Raw genomic sequence first — 19,005 nt, forward strand, 5'->3', positions numbered from 1 at the left:
AGACCTTCTGCACCACGTCCGCGACCGAACTTCCCTCGGGACGGCCACACCAAATGAACCCGGACAGAACGCAATCATGCAAGGGAACCTGGGGGCCAATCACCATCGGTCGGTCATGCGGCTGGCTAGACTTCAGCTCCATGAGAAGCTCGGGAACACAGGTCCATCCCCTCGACGGAGTCCGTATCCTGGACCTGTTTGCCGGCCCCGGCGGACTCGACGTGGCCGCACACTTCCTGGGCTACAAGAGCATTGGCATCGAGTGGGACCAGAACGCATGCCGAACTCGCTACGCAGCGGGCCTGCCCACCTTTCACGCCGATGTAAGCGTGATGCGTGAGACCCGCTTCGACGAGATTCCTACATCTGTCGATATCCTCGCGGGCGGCCCCCCCTGCCAGTCGTTCTCCGTCGCGGGGCGCGGCGCGGGACGGGCAGCACTCGACACCGTGAAGAAATTCATTCATCGTCTGGTGGGCGGGGAGGACGAATCCCGGATCGATGAGGACCTGCACGGTCTCGGTGTGGACCCACGTGCCGCATTGGTGCTCGAACCCCTCCGCTGGCTCCTCAAAGCGATAGAGACAGAAGGCCGCGACCCGTACCGCGTGATCGTTCTGGAACAAGTTCCCGCCGTTCTGCCACTTTGGGAAGTCTACGCCCAGCTTCTGCGCAGTGGTGAGGGACGCCTCAACGGCGTGAAATACGAGGCCGAACACTGGGAGCTGAAGACCGAGCAGTTCGGGGTCCCCCAGACGCGTACCCGCGCCGTACTCGTGGCCCGGCTCGCGGGATCCGGAGCCATTAAGCCACTCGAGGCATCTCATCTCCCGTTCAATGTGCGCCGCGGACAAGGCAATGCAACTCAGGCCCAGATACTCCCGACCGGCTTCGTCCCCAAGCCCCGCTGGCTGTCGATGGCGGAGGCGCTCGACACCGCGAGTTCCCTCACGGGGTCGTCGATCGACATTTCACGGCTCCGTACCAAAGGTAAAACGAAGTTCTTCGTCGTCTCGAACTACGGATCGAATGGCGATCCGAAGAAGCGGGGCAGGCGCCTGTCCTCCGAACCTGCTTTTACGGTCACGGGAAAAATTTCCCGAAACAAGGTGTACAAGAACCTGGCGGACTACGAAGTTGGAAAGTCCGACCGTTTCACCATTCCCGAATCCGGAGTCCTGCAGACTTTTCCGCACAACTTCCCTTGGTCAGGGAAGGACCAGGCGCAGCAGGTGGGTAATGCAGTACCACCCCGACTCGGCATGCATGTACTCAGCTGGGTGCTGCGTGACACCGTCCCTTCAGAGGACGAATTGACACGTTCGAGAACCTGGCCGAACGTCCCCGTAACCACTGCTGGCGAGCTGCGCGCCATCGGATGCGGTGATCAGAGCCAATGCCCCCCGAACGAACACAAGACCGGTCGAGCTACGCGGGAACCCGCCCCCTCACCGGCGCATCCGCGAACAACTCCTCAAAATGAGTGACAAGGTCCTGCACCGAGCGTTCCGGGACTCGCTCCTCCTCCGGACCTTCGGGTAGGCCGTTCCGGTAAGAGGGGAGGGCAGATGCGGCCCCCGCGATCCAGTCGCGCAGGGCTTCGCCGTCACGCTCCACGTCCGGGGCGACAATGTCGTACATCAGAGTCGCTGCAGCAGCGTTGACCGCGGGTGTAAGGGCGTTGACCTCTCGACCGGTGCGTACGATCCCTCGCTCCAACAGCCGGACAAGTGCTTGGGCGGTCGGACGGTGATCAATGACGTCCAGCCGAAGTGCGGAGTTGAGCATGTCCTGATTTCCACAGGCCACGACGACGGGTCGGTAGTCCGAGCCGTCCCGGAACAGCTCGGCAGCCCACCAAAGTCTGGCGAACGACTGCTTGTAGTGCGGACCGACGAACTTGTCGCGGGCCACGCGCACCTGTGAACCGTCGGCCTTCGGATCCGGAAGATGCCGCCAGACGACGTAGTCCGGCGCAACACCGAGGGCCAGATACGTCCAGAACCCCTTCTCGGCGGCCTCCCTGCGCGTCAGCCGAAGGGTCTCGTGCAGTCGCGGCGCCAGCCAGGCGTCCGCCGCGGTGGGACGCTCGGCCCGGAACAGGTTCAGCGCGTCATCGACCAGATCCCGGACGCGATGAAGCTCAAAGCGCGCATCGTCACCCGCCAAGGGCTCGGCAACCTTGTTCAGCGCGATGGACGGAACGTCATCGTTCCCCTTGAGCAATCCTGCCGATACAAATTCGGCGGCCTGCACATCGGAAATCATAGCCAGCAGCTCGGGCAGGTACTCGGGTCGGGACGTCATGCCTGGGTCTCCTGCTCGAATCGTTCGATGTCACGCACGGTGGAGGCCAAGGCCTTGGGAACGTCGGCCCGCCGAGCGGCGGCGTACTGGATTCGAGGTTGCAGGTCCGTCCAACTCCCCTCGCCGGTGCGCCGGGTATGCACTTCACGGAGGGCATCCTCCTCCGACCGACCGGGAATAACGTCCGGGAGCATCTCCCTGAGAACCGCCCCCCGCCAGTCGGGGGGAAAGAGCGGCGTTCCGTCGTCCTCGATCTCCAAATCACCGATCGCCGTGTGAAAGACCGCAGTCCAGACATCGGCGCACATCTGAGCCTGCAGTATTTCGCTCACCATGCTCTCCGTCTTCGAGCCCGGGTCCTGAACGAGCGCGGCAAAACCTTCGAAGTCCGAGTTCAGACGGACAACTGGCATCCGTCCCGAGGTGTCAACTATCCAGGGCGCATCACGGAAGCTTCGCAGCCACTCGGCGCCGCGGGCAAAACTGACCGTACTGACTTCGAGCTGTCGGTCCCTGAGCGGAACATCCGACGTCACATCGATCAACCACTCCTGCTCAGTGGAACCGATGACCCGACCCGCTACGCCCTCAACCGTTGCCACCACATGAACATTGAGGGACACGCGATCCACGTGATCGTCGCGGTTGATCTCGATATGCCCGGACCATTCCCGGTCACTGTCCGAGGACGGCTCCAGCCGCGTCGCTGTGCGGATGTTGGTGATCCCCTCCGTCAGAACGGCGACGACCGCGATATCCGACCAGGGCCCTTTGCTCCCGATCTCACGAGAGGGAACCCTAGCCGTGACAGCAAGCCTGGCCGTCTCCCAGTCGTCGCGCTCCGCCATGCCGAGCGCCACGACCTGCTCAACGACGGAGCAGCCACGGGAATCCAGCTGTTCGCGGCTGTCCCCGGGTCCGCGCAACCGGGCTGCTGCGACTCTGGCCGTCACTGCGCCGGTCAGCCGGGGGTACGGGTAGGCCCTCACGCGACGGCCTCCTTGTTCTCCTGAAGTTCGACGACGAGGCCGGTCAGAGTCGCCCGTACCGGGTGAGTGGACACGTCGGTGACACCCCGGAAAACCGCGCGGCGAGTACCTGGCGCGAAGTACAGCACACCGTCGACCAGATCACAGCCACTGACAGCAGTCAGCTCGGCCCAACCGACCGACGGACGTGGGCCTGAGCGCACTTCCAGCTTGGCAAGGGGGTTCATGGCCCAGGACTCGTTTCCGGGAGTCACCTTGACCACCGCCGTGATCTGCCACGCACCGGAGGAGTCGATCGTGGCATCCAGGTCATCCAGTTTTGGAAGCGACGCCGCCCCCCTGATCTTGGCGGTCGGCTTTCCTGAGATCTTGAGTCGCTTGCTCACCTTGCTCGCACCACTGGCCTTCTCCTTCTTGGAGATCGCCACCAGATCATGTACGGCCTTGTTGATCTCCCACGTCATCGCGGCGATTCGCCGATGGGCCGACGGCGAGTAGCGCGACCGCAGTTCCTCGGTCTGGCTCCACTTGTTGTGCTCCGGCGGCTCCGAAGCGCGAAGGAATTCCTCGGCCTCGGCCGCGAACGGCGCGTCCTCCCCTGCGGCTCTGCCTGCGAGCACTACGGCTTGGAAAGGATTCGTCCCGACGGGGAGACCAGGTACTCGACTGGTCCTGACCGTCATGCGATTACCGCGCATCGTGGTGACCTGGTTAATTTTGCCGTCGGCGTCAGTGGCCTCGGTGACGAGGAGTACGGCCCGGTGCTCACCCGCCGTCTTCGCGAGTCCGTCCTGCGGAGGAAGCTTCAAGCGCACCGTGGTGAGAGCCACCTGGCCCGACTCTGTGAGACGGCCCACCGTGGTGCCGGCCAGGAAAGCCTGAAGAGCGCGCGACCGAGCAGGCTGATGCACTAGCGGATCGACCCGCTCCTCCTCGATTCGTTGCACACCGTTCCGCAGCGTCCTGACGGATGCCTCAAGTAGGGGGCCACGGTTCCCGCCTGCAGTCATCGCGGCCCAGAAATTGCGCCCCAGGGCGCCGACCAACCGCTGATGCATACGCTCCAGGCTGTCCTCGTCCTCACTCACATCGCCTTCGTGATCCTGCCCGGTCGCGGCAAGACTGGCCACGTCGTGCGCTCCCACAATCAGGAAGGATGTTCCGGGCTCGTCGCTCTCCCTGGTGAGGAGTAGGTTCTCGACCGTCTGTTCGTCGGCCCACCAGGAGCGGACGACCTCCCCGTTACCCGTCTCCGGGTCCGGTCGCCCCAACCAGGCCGGACCGGCGAATCGGCCGCCGCCCACCTCCCGCCACGGTAGATCGAGACGACCGATCATCCGACGCCGGGTGGCTCCCTCGTGCGGTTCGGAGAGAGTCGAATTGATGAGAACGAGGCCCAATCGGCTGGTGGCCCACAACGTGGCCTTCCCGAGACCGTACGATCCGCCGGCCGATGCATCGGATTTACGGCTGTCGAGTTGCCGCCGAACCACCGCGGCGAACCGGCCGTCCTCATAGTCATCACCGGTCAGGCCGTGCGCGTTGTAGTCATCAATGCGGAGAAGTACCAGTCGATCGCGCTCGTCCATCTCCCGTAGGCCGGTGCTGATGACTCTCCCAACCTTCTGGTCCTGTGCGGCGGCCGCCTCGAAGTGCGGCTGGAGATGGTCCCAGCGGATCGCGCTACGGAATCGCGCAAGGGCGTCCCCGGTCAATTCATGCAGTGTGAAACGAACCCTGACCGGAAGGCCGTTCCGCCTGTCGCGCTCATCCAGACTGTTCTGGGTCGCCTCACGAGCCAGCACCTCCAGGTCCGCTTCGAAGGCGAAGGCCGCCGCGTTCCCGAACTCCCGCCCACCGTCTTCGTGTCCGGGGCGGTGGTACCACCGGACTGCCTCCGGCTCGCTCATCACCTTGCCGAACCCGTTCTCCTGTGAGGCCACCGCTTCCTCTCCTCTTTTGGGACTGCTCTCTATCTCCGACATACCTGCCCACCCTCTTGACAGCGGGGCGACGGAGTCCAATTCTTTTTGCTTCTTCCCTGGAATCCGGCGATGCTCGGTTCCCTCAAGGGACTTCCGGGCAAGCCAGCTGGTCGCCTTGCCACGACGTCTTTCAGCTGCGACGTTGTCCGGCTCGAGGCCCAGAAGGATCCTGATGTCGGCCAACCCCCGGCGCTCGATCTGCCGAATACGCTCGCGCGTGACGCCGAATCTGGCGCCAATTTCCTCCAGCGTCCAGAATCTCCCATCGATAAATCCGTTGCGCAGCAACAGAATCTCACGATTCCTTGCTACGAGGCTGCACAAGTCGAACCACTGGAGGATCTGCTGCCGATCGAACATCGGCCGCAACGCCTCCTCCGGCCCCGGTACGAGTCCGAGGTCGCCGACCGCCAGCTCCCCCAGAGTGATGTTCTCGCCCGCCGGTTGATCCAGCGAGAAAATTCGGCGACTCAAGCGGAGACACTCGATCACTTTCGCAGGCTTCAGGTCGCAAGCAAGAGCGAGATCGTCGACGTTTGGATTCATACCTCGCGTCAGGTATTCTCGCTCCTTCTTCCGCACCCTCTCGATTTCGGCCTGGAGATGAATCGGGATTCGAATGGGCGATCCTTCATTGGCGATCCCGCGAGAGGCCTTCTGACGAATCCACCAGGTGGCATACGTCGAGAACTTGTGCCCCAGGGAAGCGTCGAATTTCTCCACCGCACGAATCAGTCCCAGCATGCCGTGCTGTACGAGGTCTTCATAATCCGGGTGATCTCGGTATCCCAAGTTCTTGACGATACTGTGGACCAACCGCTGATTGTGAGCAACCATCGCAGAAAACGCCTGGTACGCCTCACCGTCTCTCGCGAGGTTCGCCACGAATCGGTCCGGCAGCTCCTGCGCGGGCGGAACAGTTCCGCGGAAGAGCAGGATGAGTCCCACCTCTTCGTCCGCACTGAGCAGGCGCCGACCCGGATCGCGTCGCCGGCGGTCGGATTCGAGGAGACGACGTGCCACGCCACGAGCGGCCTCCAGATCCTGGATCCGCACCACCTCTCGGAACGCCGCGGGTTCCGGAGTTTCCTCGGCTTCCGTTCCGAAGACATTCAGACCGTCATGATCCTCGTGGGAAACCGCCTCGCCGTCGACGGCCGTGTCGGACCTGAAGTAACCGCCCTCATCAAAAAGCTGCACAGGTTCACCCGCCACAGCGTTCCAGAGGTCCCTGGTTCCGGTCTCGTCGAGTCGCGCGGCTCTCACCACTTGCGCGAGGGCAGACCGAAGGTCGACTCCTTCGGCTGCGAATCGACCGACAAGACGGACAAGGAAATCCCGGCCGGCGACATCGCTCATCCGCTCACCGGACACGCTGCCCACCCCATGACCACCTCGCCGTCGCGGCTGCATCAACGCGTAGTCCATCATCCATCGGGCCGCTCCCGCCGGCGTCTTCCCATCAGGCACCGCACCACGAGGCGCTGACGCTCAGTATGTTGAGTATGTCGTTGGCACGGTGGCGGGGAGAGTTGATGCGGATCATCCCGAGCGAGATCTCGAGCAGCACCAGGAGTCGGGCCGAACGGAGTGTGTTCGCAGCACTCAAGGCGATGCCCGACCATCAGAGCGTCGCGCTGCACTCGGTCCACCTCGGCCGCCATCGCACCAAGCGTGTCGGTGAGATCGACTTCGTCGTGATCACTCCCGGCATCCTTCTCTTCATCGAGGTCAAGGGTGGCCGGGTAGTACAGAGGGACGGGAAGTGGTACTACGGACCGGCCGGTCACGAGGACGGCCCCAAGGAAAGCCCCTTCACGCAGGCCAGCAGCGGGATGCACGAGTTCGAACGGAAGCTCGGCACCCTGATCGGCGATCTCAGGGATCTGGGAGTCCCGAGCGGATACTTCGTGATCACCCCGGACATCGATCTGGACCGCACAACAGAATTCGAACCCGAGCAGTACCTCGGAGGCACAGCCTACGACGGTGGCCGCGGTCTGGCCCAAGGAATCGAGCGGACCACGCGCTTCTGGTCGGGTCGCAACAGGTGGGCGCGTACACCTATCTCGAGTGACGTTCGCAAGAAGATCCTCGACGCCACCCGGCCGGACTTCGATCTTGTGCCCAATCTGCAGTCCCGACTGACCGATCTGGACGTCGCGTTCGAGCGCCTCACGAACGAACAGATGGATCGGCTCGACGAGTTGGATTCCAACCGACGCCTGATCTGGACCGGAGGCGCAGGCACCGGCAAGACATTCCTCGCCGCTGAGGCGGCTCGCCGCAAGTCCGCCGTCGGCAGCGTCCTGTTCACTTGTGCAAGCAGCACGCTGGCCAGGCACATGCGTCGGATTCTCGCCGACGATGCGATCACCGTCCTGCCCTTCGAGCGACTGAACGAGGTCAAGCGCCAGTCCTTCGACCATCTGATCGTCGATGAGGCCCAGGACTTGATGACCTTCGACAGCCTCGACGTGCTGGACAATTTGGTTTCGGGCGGACTTGAGAAAGGCCGCTGGATCTTCATGCTGGATCAGAACAACCAGGTTCTGACTCCGGACACCTACAGCTCCGAGGCACAGGAATACCTATACACACTGGGATTCGTGTACGGGCCCATGAAGCGCAACTGTCGCAACACCGTACAGATCGTCAAACAGGTGCAGCTCTTCACCGGGGCGAACCTGGGAATCGCCTCTGCTGGCGAGGGGGACCCTGCTCGGTTCGTCTACCCTCAGACTGCGCAGGAGGAGGCGGACTTGCTGGACACCTACGTGAACGAACTCGTTCGGCAGGATGTCTCCCTGCGAGACATCACACTCTTGTCTGCTTCGGGCGACTGGGAGACGAGCTCGGCCCGCTTGTCACAGCGTGCGGCCAAGATTCAACGCTTCACTGACGTCGTCGGGTCCGAACGCACCAAGCACCGACTCACCTGGTCATCGATCACCGATTTCAAGGGCCATGAGAGTCACGTCGTCTGTCTGATCGATCTTGAGCCCAACCACTTGGACGGCCGACTCGATGCGATATATGTCGCCTGGACCAGGGCACGTGCTCAGCTTTGGATCTCGTGCAGCGCTGATGTCCGGAAGAAGCTGGCGACCGTGGGCGCGGCCGTAATGGAGCGAAGAGTGGAAATGAAATGAATGACATCGCATCGCAACTCTCCGTCCATCGCGACGAATATGTGACCTATCTCCACCGCCAGTTGGTCGGCCCCCGCCCCAACGAGGAGGAGACCCTCGTCGACCCCCCTGACCGACGCTACCTGATGGGCACGCTGTATCCGCGAGGAACGTCCATGCTGGAGCACACACAGGATGAGGGTGAGGAGGGATTCCACGAAGCAGCTGCCGGAAGCGGGGAGGAGGACGGTTTCGCAGAGGATCCAGTGGCAGAGGCGAATGCCTGGCTTCCGTCGTCCCTGGGTTTCTCATTCTTCACTGACTCCCGCCGGATTGAGGTGACCTGCGAAGCCTCCCGCTACCTGACGACCCGCCAGGGCGGGCGGCGCACTTGGCAGAGGCAACCACGCCTCTCCACGACGGAGATCATCGAAATCGGAATGCCGAGCCCAGTTCCATGTCTGGACGGGCACGGCCGTCTTCACGTCCGGTGGCGGGCATTCGGTAACGGGCACCTCGTCACCTGCGTGCTGGCCAACCAACACCAAGAGGAGGAGAGCCGTTATAAAGATAGGGACCTGATGCTCTTCCAGGTGGGACTTCAGGTGACAACCAAGGACGGCACAGTTCTCGAATACCCGAGCACTCGTCTGAACAGTCGCGATGAGGAAGAGCAGGAACTTCGCGTCCAGTATCGGCACATCGTCAACAGAGCCGTGGGGCACGGCTGCGCGGTCGAGTGGAACGACGACGCCGACCGAGTGACCACCGTGCGAGCAGAGGTGATGCCCCGGCAGGTGGTCGAGCACATCAAACCCGATGGGCCTCGCGATCTACCCGTGCTCAACCTCGCTCACCTCTCGCAACCTGACTTGTCTGTGATCGACCTGCGAGCCGGACTGCTCTCGTTCATCCTCGGGTACAGGAAGTGGTTCGAGAACCAGCAGTCGGAGGCGGAGTCCCTTCGGCCGTGGGCAGCCGCACCTGCCGGGCGCCTCCTCGATCGAATCGGCGCGACGCTCGACCGCATGACGTCCGGAGTGGAGGCGCTTACCGCACAGACTCCGACAGGGGCCAAGGCACGCGAAGCATTCCGCCTGGCCAACCGAGCCATGGCACTCCAGATGCTGCACGGCCGCCCTGAACTGGCGGGGAGCCGTCGCCGGAGGGACAGTGCGCTGATCACGCTGACCGAGCCTGCCGACACCTACGCGTGGCACCCGTTCCAGCTCGCCTACTTCCTGCTTGTCGTCGAGAGTCTGATGAATCCCGGGCACGAGGACCGGCGCACGGTTGACCTCATCTGGTTCCCGACGGGTGGCGGAAAGACCGAGACCTATCTACTCACCGCCTGTTTCGAGATCCTCCTGCGCCGGCTCCGATTCGGTGCAAAGGGTGGAGGCACCGCCGTACTGAGCCGGTACACCCTCAGCCTTCTCACTACTCAGCAGTTCCAGCGCACTGCGACGGCGATTTGCGCCCTCGAATACATCAGAGCCGGAAAAGACGGTCCCCTGTCCGTGGATCTGGGTGAGGAACCCATCTCCATCGGACTCTGGGTCGGCCAGGAGACGACGCCCAACAAGATCGCCGTCGCGGAGGTGGAACTCGACGCCCTGAAGCAGATGAACGAGCCGGATGATCGGTTCCTTCTGGAGCGATGCCCGTGGTGCGGTACCGAGATCGTTCCGGAACGAGGCGGCCGGGAAAGGGATTTCGGCATCCGAGCCGACGGTGTCGGCACGTCGTTCTTCTGTCCGCGCAGTACCTGTGTATTCCACGAGCAACTCCCTGTGGCGGTCGTGGACCAGCAGATATACAGGAAACCACCGACCTTCGTGCTCGGCACTGTCGACAAGTTCGCGCGACTCGCGTGGGAGCCGGAAGCCGGTCGGCTCTTCGGCGGGGACGACAGACTCGCGCCGTCGCTTGTGATCCAGGACGAGTTGCACCTGCTCGCTGGCCCCCTGGGAACAACAGTCGGGCTGTACGAGTCGGCTGTACTCGAACTGTGTGCCTGGGAAGGCACACCACCGAAGGTCATCGCCTCTACAGCGACCATCCGACGTTCGCAGGATCAAGTGCGCGGCCTCTACGGCCGGCCCGTACAGCTCTTTCCACCGGCAGGGCTCAAAGCGGGGCACTCGTACTTTGCCTCACCCGATAAGAACAAGCCTGGACGTCTCTATGTCGGTGTGATGGCACAGGGCCACACAGCCTCGACGGCGACCGTACATGTGGGTGCTGCGGGGTTGCAGGCGCCGATGGAACTCACTGACGACGATGACCTGCGAGATGCGTACTGGACCATGGTCGCCTACCACAACAGTCTGCGTGAGCTCGGCCGAACCGTCACCATCGCAAGGGACGACATTCCTGCGCGCCTGGAGCACTTGACGAAGGACCAATCCCTGCGGCGCAAGCTGGGGGACGGCGCTGTCGTCGAGCTCACCAGCAACATCCCGCGAGCCGATCAACCACGCCTTCTCGAACGTCTTGGGAAGCAGTTCAAGGAAAGGAACAGCGTCTCCTTCCTTGCCACGACCAACATGTTGTCCGTGGGCGTGGACGTTCCACGTCTTGGCCTCATGATCATGAACGGACAACCCAAGACGACATCGGAGTACATCCAGGCCACCAGCCGTGTCGGCCGCCGGCACGTGCCCGGACTGATCGTCACGCTGTTCCGCTCGTCCAAACCACGCGACCGCTCCCATTACGAATCGTTCGGCGTCTACCATCGTTCGCTCTATCGGCATGTCGAGCCCACCAGCGTCACACCGTGGTCCCCGCCTTCCCGCGACAGAGCTCTCCACGCGGTACTCACTATTCTCATGCGGCACGGGGCCGGACTCAACGCAGAGAACCAGGCAGGGGACATCCTCCACTACGCGGACGCTGTCGCGCGGGTCCGGAAACTCGTGGTGGACCATGTGCAGCGTGCCGATCCCGGCGAGGCTGACACAACAGCCACGCAGTTGGACGCCCTGATCGAGGAATGGAAGCAGGAGGCTGAAATCGCGCGGGGCGAGGGGAAACGCCTCTATTACAAGTCTCAGGGGAGAATGTACACCTCACTCCTCACCGACTTCGGTAAGCAAGAAGGCCTGTGGGAGACTCCGCAGTCGATGCGCAACGTCGACCGCGAGTGCCTCATCGTCGTCAGAGGAGCGTGAACAGCGTGAAGGACATTCGCCGCAAGGTCCGCAGAACGCAGACCATTGTCCCGTTTGGTGTCGGCGGGATCATCGACATCCGCGGCGAATCATTCGTCGCCGCCGACATTCGCAGCTGGTCCAAAAGCGCTGAGCGGGTGGAGTCACCACGGCTCGCCGCAAAATTGCGCGTAGAGGATTTCCGGTCGGCCCCTGTCATCCCGTCCGGAAAGGCGGCCTTCGCTTCCCGCAGCGGACCTTCGTACGTGCGCTTCCCCAAATGGCTGTTCTGTCCTCAATGCAGGGAGATGAAGTTCTGGCGCACAGAACTCGAGGAGAAGGACAAACATCCCGGTTGCCAGCGCTGCCCCGGAAGACCACAGATGGCTCCGATGCGCTTCATCCAAGTATGCCGGGCGGGCCACATGTCCGACATCGACTGGCACCGGTGGGCACACTCACATAGCGAGAACCATGATCAACGCCAGTGCCAGGTGCGTCGGCTCCGATTCGTCGCCACCCCCGAGTCGTCCGGCCTCGAGGCTCTGCAGGTTGTCTGCGAAGTCTGCAGGGCAGACCGAACTCTGGCCGGGATCAGCCAGAAAAACATCCTCAAGCAGTTGCGGAGTAAATGCTCAGGGGCCCATCCCTGGCAGTACGAGGAGGATGAATCAGACGTCTGCGAGGAAACACCGCAAGCGGTACAGCGCGGTGCGTCCAATGTCTATTTTCCGGTCACCCACTCGGCGATCGACATCCCCACGCCTGCCAGCCTCTCGGAAGACGACGAACTCGTCCAGACGGTCGTCGACAACAAGCTCTGGCCGGACTTCGCCAGTGCCCCCGACGGCCCCCTAGCCGGCGAGTTCAAAAAGATAATCGCAGTACAGTGCCATGTTTCCGTGGAGTTCGTGGAATCAGTATGGCTCCGTACTACCGACGAGGCTACCTCGAAGCCGTCGACCAACGCGGACGACGACCTCAGCATCGCCGAATGGGCAGCGTTTTCCGCCCCAGAATCCGTCGCTGGTTCAAAAACCTTCTCCGTGCGTCGTACTCTTCTCGGCATCGACCACACCGCCCCGCGCTCTATGCGAGAACTGGCCACGGCAGTATCGGCCGTGGTCGTGGCGGATCGAGTGCGTGAAGTCCGGGCGTTGGAAGGATTCTCCCGGTACGAGCCGACTCCGGGTGACGAGGGCGAAGGTGGTCGCCTGATATCGGTCAACACAACACGGCGCGCAAAGTGGCTACCAGCCGTGGAAACCTACGGCGAGGGAATCTTCATCGCCGTCGATGAAGAGAGTCTGAGCTCCTGGGAAGGCCTTACGGAAGTTCGCGACTGGACACGACGAATCGAACGCGATCTGGACGCATCCTTCAAGGTCGATCGATTGAGGGCCAAGTCGGGACCGGCACTGCTGCCCCGATTCGTGATGCTGCACACTCTGGCTCATCACTTCATCCGGCAGCTCTCATACGACAGCGGATACAACGCGGCCTCACTCCGGGAACGTGTCTATGCCAGGAGCCATTCGCCGGGCAGCGGCCATCCGCCCCAGGCCGGGGTATTCGTATACACGGCAGCGGGGGACGCCGAAGGAACGTTGGGCGGACTCGTCCGCCAGGGCCAGCACCCCTACCTTGCCGAGACCTTGATTCGTCTACTCGAATCAGCGCAATGGTGTTCGCAGGACCCACTGTGCGCCGATTCAACCGGTCGTTCGTTGGCCAATCTCAACCGCGCCGCCTGTCATGCCTGCACTCTACTCCCGGAAACCTGCTGCGAGATCGAGAACTCTATCTTGGACAGAACATTGCTGATCGGCGACAACGAGGTCCCGGGATTCTTCCGGGCGACCCTCCGCGCTGCACTGGAGGAGTCGGCCGAAACCGTGGACCTCTCATGAGGATCCCCTCCCTCTTGGAGCTCGGAACCGAGCAACGGGAGGTCATGGACATGCCGTTCCGCGGATCTCACGTGGTCACGGGATCGCCAGGCGGGGGAAAGACCGTGAGCGCCGTTTATCGTGCCTGGGCTCTGGCTACTGCAGGGCGCGACGTCGTCCTTCTTACCCGATTCAACCTTCTGCATCAGTACCTTGCACAGCTGGCTTCCGATCTCACGGATTCAGTTGTCGTCACCACCTTTGAACGATGGATCAGGGGCCTCTGGCGCGCGCACTTCCGGGCCGACCCACCGCGAGCCGACCAGGATGAGCGGACCTACGACTGGATCGAGATGCAGCGCGGCTGCATCCTCCGAAACGTGAGGGCAACCACGCATCTGGTGATCGACGAGGGCCAGAATCTCCCCCTCGGGTTCTTCCATCTGTGCCGAGTCCTCGGCGCCGACGTCACTGTGTTCGCGGACGAGTACCAGCGCATCGGTGACGAACAGAGCAGCCTGTCGGAGATGCAGCGGTCGCTCGCCACGGAGACTGATGCGCTCGTGCTGCCGGAGAACCACAGGAACAGTCGAGAGATCGCACTGCTGGCAGCCGAGTTCCGCACGGAAAATCGCAAGGACATTCCGTTACCCGCACGCGCGGGCCGCACTCCCGTTGTCATGAGGGTTCCCTCCCTCACCCATCTCGCCACTGGAGTATCTCTTTATTTTAATGCCCATCGCAACTGGACCATCGGAATCATCTGCAGGTCGACGTTCCTGGTACGGGAAATGCAGAGCAGGCTCACCAGCGTAGGGCTCGCAGATCAAACCCAGGCCTACGTCCACAGTGATCGCCACCGAAACATAATCGACTTCTCGTCACATCCCATCAAAATCGTGAGCACGGCCAGCATGAAAGGGCTGGAGTTCGACAGCGTTTTTGTCCCAGATCTGGATGCCTACGCAGAAGACCCGACCAGCGTCGATGCACGCTTGCGCTTGTTGTCACTCTGCACCCGTGCTCGCGAGGATCTCTACTTGGCCCATCGCGGCCCCCAGGAACCCGCGATCCTGTCAACCGTTCCGAATTCTCTGTTGGAACGGCAGAGGTTGACGGGCGGTCGGCCCAGCGCCTGAAACCCGTCGGCAATATCGTGCCGGGGAGTTGACGATCCCACCTGCCACTTTTGTCCGGACGAGGGTTTGGGGTTCTCTTGCATTGCTTGACCCAGGTTGTGGGGGTACTCCTCGAGGAAATCGACGCTCTTGTGGACACCGCGTCGGTTTTCTGGTTGGTCAGGAAGTCGAACCAACGCTCGACTGGTTGATTCATAAGGATTCGCAAGCCATGCCCAGGTGGCCGGTGTCTTGTGGGTCCCGTGGTTATACCCCAGTTGCCGACATTCCGACCAACCGGTCACATGCACCTCACTGAGTCCGAGCCGCTAGCCGGCCTCTTCGAGCTGCGCTTCGAAACGTGTCTGAGCTCGATCCAGGGTTTCGTCCGGGTCGCAGCCGTGGGCGCGGAGCCAGTGGAGGACGTCGGCGATCAGGTCGATCGCCGCCTTCTCGGCCACCGCCGTCGAGAGCGGGGTCACCGCCTCAACCTCGGCGTCCCGAGCGGCTCCGTGGCGGACGATGCTCATCTCGGCCTGTGCGACACGCGAGTTCCTCGGGTGGTCGTTCGACACCTCCAGCCCCGTGGCCAACTCACACCACACCACCTTCGAGTCGGCGCGCGAGATGACGCCCCAGCGCGAGGCCACCGCATCGAGGATCATCAGGCCCCGCCCCGACTCGGCGGCGGATGTGGGGGCGAGGAGCGTCGGCATCGCCCGAGTGTCCGGGTCGCTCAGCTCGATACGGAGGTGCACGCCGTCCGTCGAGACCGCCAGGGTGACCGGAGTCCCGGGGCCGACATGGTTGATCACGTTGGCCACCAACTCCGAGACGCAGATCTGAGCCATGTCCTCCAGGTCCGAGAGACCCCACAACGAGAGATGCAGTCGCATCGCCCTCCGTACTCGGGCGACCACGCGCGCCTCAGCGGTGAACGACACGTCCCACGGCCGCCGCCGCACGCAACCACTCTCCTGATAGATGGCCATGCCTCTACTCCTCCCGCCGGGCGCCTCACGTCGTCGCACCCGATTGAGCCAGCCATAACGCTCCGTCACTTGCCATAACAGAATGACAGTGGAGCATCCCTTCATGCAATGTGCACGAAGGGATTAGCTCGAACGAGTGATTGGCGCGGGCGCTCGCTTCCGATGGGATGGAACCCCCGTTGCACGCATGAGGAGTTGAAGTGGCCGGATCACCTACCGCACGACGCCGTCGCCTGGCGATCGAGCTCAGGAAGCTGCGCGATGAGAGCGGGATGACCTGCAACCAGGTCGGCAAGGAGCTGGACTGGAGCGGCTCCAAGGTCAATCGCATGGAGACGGGCCAGGGGCGGGTGCAGCCCTCAGACGTGGAGGCGCTGTGCCGCTTCTACGGGACCTCGGACGAGCTGCGCGAGTTGCTGAAGGGGCTGGCCAAGGAGTCGAAGACCAAGGGGTGGTGGCACGCGCACGGCGATGCCGTGCCTTCGTGGTTCTCGGTGTACGTGGGCTTGGAGCAGGCGGCGTCCGACCTTCGCACCTACCAGGGCGAGTTCATCCCCGGGCTGTTGCAGACGCCGGCGTACGCGACCGAGCTGAGCAGGGTCTCCTCCGACCAACCTCACGACGAGGTTCAACGCCTTGTCGACGTACGCATGCGACGACAGCAGCTGCTGAGTGACGTCAACGGGCCCGACTTCTGGGCTGTGATTCATCAGAGTGCACTCCTGCATCAGGTCGGCAGCCGCCAGATCATGGCCGAGCAACACGAACGCATCCTGGAAATGGCGAAGTTGAGGAGCGTGACGGTGCAGGTTCTGCCGTACGATGCCGGCGCCTATCCGGCAACGGGGTCGTTCACCGTCCTCGGCTTCCCAGAGCAGGAAGACCCGGACATGGTGTATCGAGACGGGCTCACGGACTCGGTCTACCTTGAGCTGCCGGAGGATGTGAGCCTGTACACGAAGGCGTTCGACCACTTGAGGGCCCTGGCCCTGAGTCCGCAGCGATCAGTCGCGCTGATCCGCAGAAGTATGGAGGAGCACTCCCGATGACATCGCTTCCCGCCCCCCAGTGGCGAAAGAGCAGTTACAGCAACGGCACCGGCGGCGAGTGCGTCGAGGTCGCCGAGTTGGGTGGCATAGCCGCCGTTCGTGACTCGAAGGTGCCCGCGGGGCCTCGGATTGCCATACGGCACGCCGCGTGGGCCGACTTCGTCGGCGCCGTGCGGGCATCTCGCCTCGACTGACCGCGTCGGGCTTCGGCTCTCCCGGTGAGCACGACTGCGGTCGACGTGGTATGCGGCACGATTTAGCCTGGAATGAGTACATCCGTTTCGCGTGGCTGAGAGGAGTGATCGCCATGACGGGCCGGAGCCGGAGCGAGGTCGAGTCGGAGATCAAGGAGACGCTCGGTCTCGTGCCGCATTTCATGGCTCAGATACCGGAAGACATGCTGGACGCCGAGTGGGAGATCTTCAAGAGGATCGAACTCGGCGAGACGCTCATCCCCAACAAGTACAAGGAGCTGATGGGGGTGGCGTTGCACTCGGAGACGAAGTGCCGCTACTGCACGCTCTTCCACACGGAGGCCGCGAAGATGTTCGGGGCCACCGACGAGGAGATCCAGGAAGCGATCCTCTTCGCGAAGAACAGCGTCGGCTGGAGTGTCTACCTCAACGGTAGCCGTCAGGACTACGACCAATTCGCGGAGGAACTCGGGCAGATGAAGGACTACATGGCGGCGAAGGGCTGAGACCATGCGTCTTGAGTGGGCCCGGCCCGGTGTCGTGCGGGCGACCGCGCATGCCTACGAGTTCGCCGCGATGGTGTCCGCCGCCCGGTTGGTGGCGGAGTCCGCGTCGCCGGAGATCCCTGATGAGGCGCTGGAACAGCTCCGTCGGATTCTCGACGAGTACGACGTCCAGGCCGAGCGTCTGCGCGAAGCGCCGTCCCCGGTGAACGGCGCCTGAGCGCGGGCACTCTCCCGAGTGACAGATGCCGTTGCCGAAGTGGCCGCGGCATCTGGTGCCGGTACGGGCACGCCGATGGCATCTCAGCGGCGCACCACCACCGTTGGGCGGGTGGGGCATCTGGTGGCGTGGTGGAGTCTGGTGAGGACCGCGGAGATCAGTTCCTGTGGGTGGTCGCGGACCAGGGACGGGGTCACGCTCAGGACCGATACGCCGTGGGATTCCAGGAGGAGGCGGCGGCGGAGGGTGGCGCGGTACTCCGTGACGCCCAGGTGGTACTCCGCCGAGTCGACCTCCAGCGCCACCCCCTCGTAGGGCCAGTACGCGTCCGGGCGGGCCAGGAAGGTGCCGGCCGGGGTGTGGAGGGTCGCGTTCCAGAGGGCGTCGGGGACGCCGGCGCGGAGCAGGGTGTCGCGGGTCTCGCCCTCGGCGATGGAGCGGATGCCGACGCGGAGGTCGTCCAGCACCGCGCGGACCGCGGGGTTGCGCAAGGCGTGGGACGCGCGGAGTTCGGCGCGGAGGTCGTCCGGGTGGCAGCGGCCCTTCTGGACCGTGCTCACCAGAAGCGCGCGGACGCGGTCGGGTGAGGGTTCGTGCGCGGCGAAGTCGGACGCCGCTCTGACCGCGCGGACGCAGGGGATGCCCTCCCCGCGGAGGGTCGGTGGCCAGCGGCGGGTGGGGTGGAGGCGGACGTACGACCGGTCCCGGAGCCGGCGGCCCGCGCCGACCAGGACGTCGGCCCGGTCGGTGCGGGCGCCGCGCACGCCGTAGATGGCCAGGACCGCCTCGCCCGTCAGGACCGCCGTACGGCCCGACATCACGGACGGGCCCCGCGCGGCGAACAGGACCGCAGCCAGCAGCTGTTGCCACACGTCCGGCTTTCCCGTCTGTATCAGGACCACCCCCGGCAGCAGCCGCTGCCAGCAGCCGCCCGGCGCGGAGCGGCGAGCCGCCGTGCTGCCGGCCAGGCCGGTGGCGCGCAGTTGTCCGGAGGTCGCCAGGCGCATCTGCGTACGGGCGAGGCGGTCGAGGGCGGCGGTGTCCGCCGTGGTGGGTGTCGGCATGGGCGAGTCCTGCCCACTTGTGACTCTGTGTAGCGGAAATCGCGGGATGTTGTTGCCTTGTGTGGTGTGGGACGCGTTCAAGGCCCGGTCGGGGCCCGTTGGACGAGTCCGGGAGCGACACGGTCAGCGCGCGTGCGGGCCGGCCGGCGGTGTGCCGTCGGCCGTCGTCGCCCGTCGTGATCGTGGTGTGGTGGCGTGCTCCCGGCAAGAAGTCCGCCCCTTCGCTGAACGCCTCCGTACAACTGTCCGTACTGGAGAGCACTCCCCCATGGTTGCCGGGTGTGGGGGGGGGGGGGGGGGGGGGGGTTGGGGGGGGGGGGGCGTGGGGGGGGGGGGGGGGGGGGGGGGGCGACGAAACGCTCCCCTTTTCCGTGCGGTTCGGTGCAGAATGCTTTCCCTCCCTGATGGT

General features: G+C 63.7%; 14 protein-coding genes. 9 read left to right on the forward strand and 5 right to left on the reverse strand.

Annotation, left to right across the window (positions count from 1 at the left end):
* Window positions 1-140 precede the first annotated feature (140 nt).
* The gene (locus ACZ61E_RS18535) at window positions 141-1,487 is read left to right on the forward strand and encodes a DNA cytosine methyltransferase (protein WP_469700687.1); all 1,347 of its coding nucleotides are present in this window, start codon (window positions 141-143) and stop codon (window positions 1,485-1,487) included.
* Here ACZ61E_RS18535 and ACZ61E_RS18540 read toward each other — a convergent pair.
* Genes ACZ61E_RS18540 through ACZ61E_RS18550 form a run of 3 tightly spaced genes read right to left on the reverse strand, consistent with a single transcriptional unit; the run spans window position 1,429 to window position 6,712 of the window.
* A complete protein-coding gene (locus ACZ61E_RS18540) occupies window positions 1,429-2,307 on the reverse strand; it encodes a DUF6339 family protein (RefSeq protein ID WP_469700688.1) in 879 nt (292 codons plus the stop codon). The genes ACZ61E_RS18535 and ACZ61E_RS18540 overlap by 59 nt on opposite strands.
* The gene (locus tag ACZ61E_RS18545) at window positions 2,304-3,296 is read right to left on the reverse strand and encodes a hypothetical protein (protein ID WP_469700690.1); all 993 of its coding nucleotides are present in this window, start codon (window positions 3,294-3,296) and stop codon (window positions 2,304-2,306) included. The genes ACZ61E_RS18540 and ACZ61E_RS18545 overlap by 4 nt, the downstream gene beginning before the upstream one ends.
* Window positions 3,293-6,712: a sigma-70 family RNA polymerase sigma factor gene (locus tag ACZ61E_RS18550; RefSeq protein ID WP_469700691.1), complete on the reverse strand. Its 3,420-nt coding sequence runs from the start codon at window positions 6,710-6,712 to the stop codon at window positions 3,293-3,295. Before ACZ61E_RS18550 ends, ACZ61E_RS18545 begins: the two co-directional genes overlap by 4 nt.
* Window positions 6,713-6,816: 104 nt before the next feature.
* Between ACZ61E_RS18550 and ACZ61E_RS18555 the strand changes: the two genes are divergently transcribed.
* The 4 genes from ACZ61E_RS18555 to ACZ61E_RS18570 are packed head-to-tail and all read left to right on the forward strand — an operon-like array spanning window position 6,817 to window position 14,595.
* Window positions 6,817-8,433 carry a nuclease-related domain-containing DEAD/DEAH box helicase gene (locus ACZ61E_RS18555; protein WP_469700692.1) on the forward strand — a complete coding sequence of 539 codons (1,617 nt, stop codon included), beginning with the start codon at window positions 6,817-6,819 and terminating at the stop codon, window positions 8,431-8,433.
* Window positions 8,430-11,588 (forward strand): helicase-related protein, encoded by a 3,159-nt coding sequence (locus tag ACZ61E_RS18560; RefSeq protein ID WP_469700693.1) that lies wholly within the window; start codon window positions 8,430-8,432, stop codon window positions 11,586-11,588. The genes ACZ61E_RS18555 and ACZ61E_RS18560 overlap by 4 nt, the downstream gene beginning before the upstream one ends.
* 5 nt (window positions 11,589-11,593) lie before the next feature.
* Window positions 11,594-13,477 (forward strand): DrmB family protein, encoded by a 1,884-nt coding sequence (gene drmB, locus ACZ61E_RS18565; RefSeq protein WP_469700694.1) that lies wholly within the window; start codon window positions 11,594-11,596, stop codon window positions 13,475-13,477.
* A 14-nt stretch (window positions 13,478-13,491) separates the two neighbouring features.
* Entirely contained in the window at window positions 13,492-14,595 is a 1,104-nt protein-coding gene (locus tag ACZ61E_RS18570; RefSeq protein ID WP_469700695.1) for a DEAD/DEAH box helicase, read from the forward strand.
* A gap of 308 nt (window positions 14,596-14,903) precedes the next feature.
* Here ACZ61E_RS18570 and ACZ61E_RS18575 read toward each other — a convergent pair whose 3' ends face one another.
* Complete coding sequence (locus tag ACZ61E_RS18575; protein WP_469700696.1) at window positions 14,904-15,566, reverse strand: ATP-binding protein; 663 nt, start codon at window positions 15,564-15,566, stop codon at window positions 14,904-14,906.
* A 200-nt stretch (window positions 15,567-15,766) separates the two neighbouring features.
* On the opposite strand from ACZ61E_RS18575, the gene ACZ61E_RS18580 reads away from it, so the two are divergent.
* From ACZ61E_RS18580 to ACZ61E_RS18595, 4 genes are all read left to right on the forward strand, one after another.
* Complete coding sequence (locus ACZ61E_RS18580; RefSeq protein WP_469700697.1) at window positions 15,767-16,615, forward strand: helix-turn-helix domain-containing protein; 849 nt, start codon at window positions 15,767-15,769, stop codon at window positions 16,613-16,615.
* The gene (locus ACZ61E_RS18585; RefSeq protein ID WP_469700698.1) at window positions 16,612-16,809 is read left to right on the forward strand and encodes a DUF397 domain-containing protein; all 198 of its coding nucleotides are present in this window, start codon (window positions 16,612-16,614) and stop codon (window positions 16,807-16,809) included. The genes ACZ61E_RS18580 and ACZ61E_RS18585 overlap by 4 nt, the downstream gene beginning before the upstream one ends.
* A 113-nt stretch (window positions 16,810-16,922) precedes the next feature.
* The gene (locus tag ACZ61E_RS18590; protein ID WP_469700700.1) at window positions 16,923-17,315 is read left to right on the forward strand and encodes a carboxymuconolactone decarboxylase family protein; all 393 of its coding nucleotides are present in this window, start codon (window positions 16,923-16,925) and stop codon (window positions 17,313-17,315) included.
* Window positions 17,316-17,319: 4 nt separating this feature from the next.
* The gene (locus ACZ61E_RS18595; protein WP_469700701.1) at window positions 17,320-17,532 is read left to right on the forward strand and encodes a hypothetical protein; all 213 of its coding nucleotides are present in this window, start codon (window positions 17,320-17,322) and stop codon (window positions 17,530-17,532) included.
* A gap of 83 nt (window positions 17,533-17,615) precedes the next feature.
* Here the strand turns inward: ACZ61E_RS18595 and ACZ61E_RS18600 are convergent, their stop codons facing one another.
* Window positions 17,616-18,596 carry a hypothetical protein gene (locus tag ACZ61E_RS18600; RefSeq protein WP_469700703.1) on the reverse strand — a complete coding sequence of 327 codons (981 nt, stop codon included), beginning with the start codon at window positions 18,594-18,596 and terminating at the stop codon, window positions 17,616-17,618.
* Window positions 18,597-19,005: the final 409 nt, after the last annotated feature.

Source organism: Streptomyces sp. NPDC104581 (assembly GCF_055583685.1).

What these genes read in the sequence shown, in the direction of transcription:
- ACZ61E_RS18535 (WP_469700687.1), top strand. Translation starts at nt 141, where the DNA reads ATGAGAAGCTCGGGAACACAGGTCCATCCCCTCGACGGAGTCCGTATC.
- ACZ61E_RS18540 (WP_469700688.1), bottom strand. Translation starts at nt 2,307, where the DNA reads ATGACGTCCCGACCCGAGTACCTGCCCGAGCTGCTGGCTATGATTTCC.
- ACZ61E_RS18550 (WP_469700691.1), bottom strand. Translation starts at nt 6,712, where the DNA reads ATGATGGACTACGCGTTGATGCAGCCGCGACGGCGAGGTGGTCATGGG.
- ACZ61E_RS18555 (WP_469700692.1), top strand. Translation starts at nt 6,817, where the DNA reads ATGCGGATCATCCCGAGCGAGATCTCGAGCAGCACCAGGAGTCGGGCC.
- ACZ61E_RS18560 (WP_469700693.1), top strand. Translation starts at nt 8,430, where the DNA reads ATGAATGACATCGCATCGCAACTCTCCGTCCATCGCGACGAATATGTG.
- ACZ61E_RS18575 (WP_469700696.1), bottom strand. Translation starts at nt 15,566, where the DNA reads ATGGCCATCTATCAGGAGAGTGGTTGCGTGCGGCGGCGGCCGTGGGAC.
- ACZ61E_RS18585 (WP_469700698.1), top strand. Translation starts at nt 16,612, where the DNA reads ATGACATCGCTTCCCGCCCCCCAGTGGCGAAAGAGCAGTTACAGCAAC.
- ACZ61E_RS18590 (WP_469700700.1), top strand. Translation starts at nt 16,923, where the DNA reads ATGACGGGCCGGAGCCGGAGCGAGGTCGAGTCGGAGATCAAGGAGACG.
- ACZ61E_RS18595 (WP_469700701.1), top strand. Translation starts at nt 17,320, where the DNA reads ATGCGTCTTGAGTGGGCCCGGCCCGGTGTCGTGCGGGCGACCGCGCAT.
- ACZ61E_RS18600 (WP_469700703.1), bottom strand. Translation starts at nt 18,596, where the DNA reads ATGCCGACACCCACCACGGCGGACACCGCCGCCCTCGACCGCCTCGCC.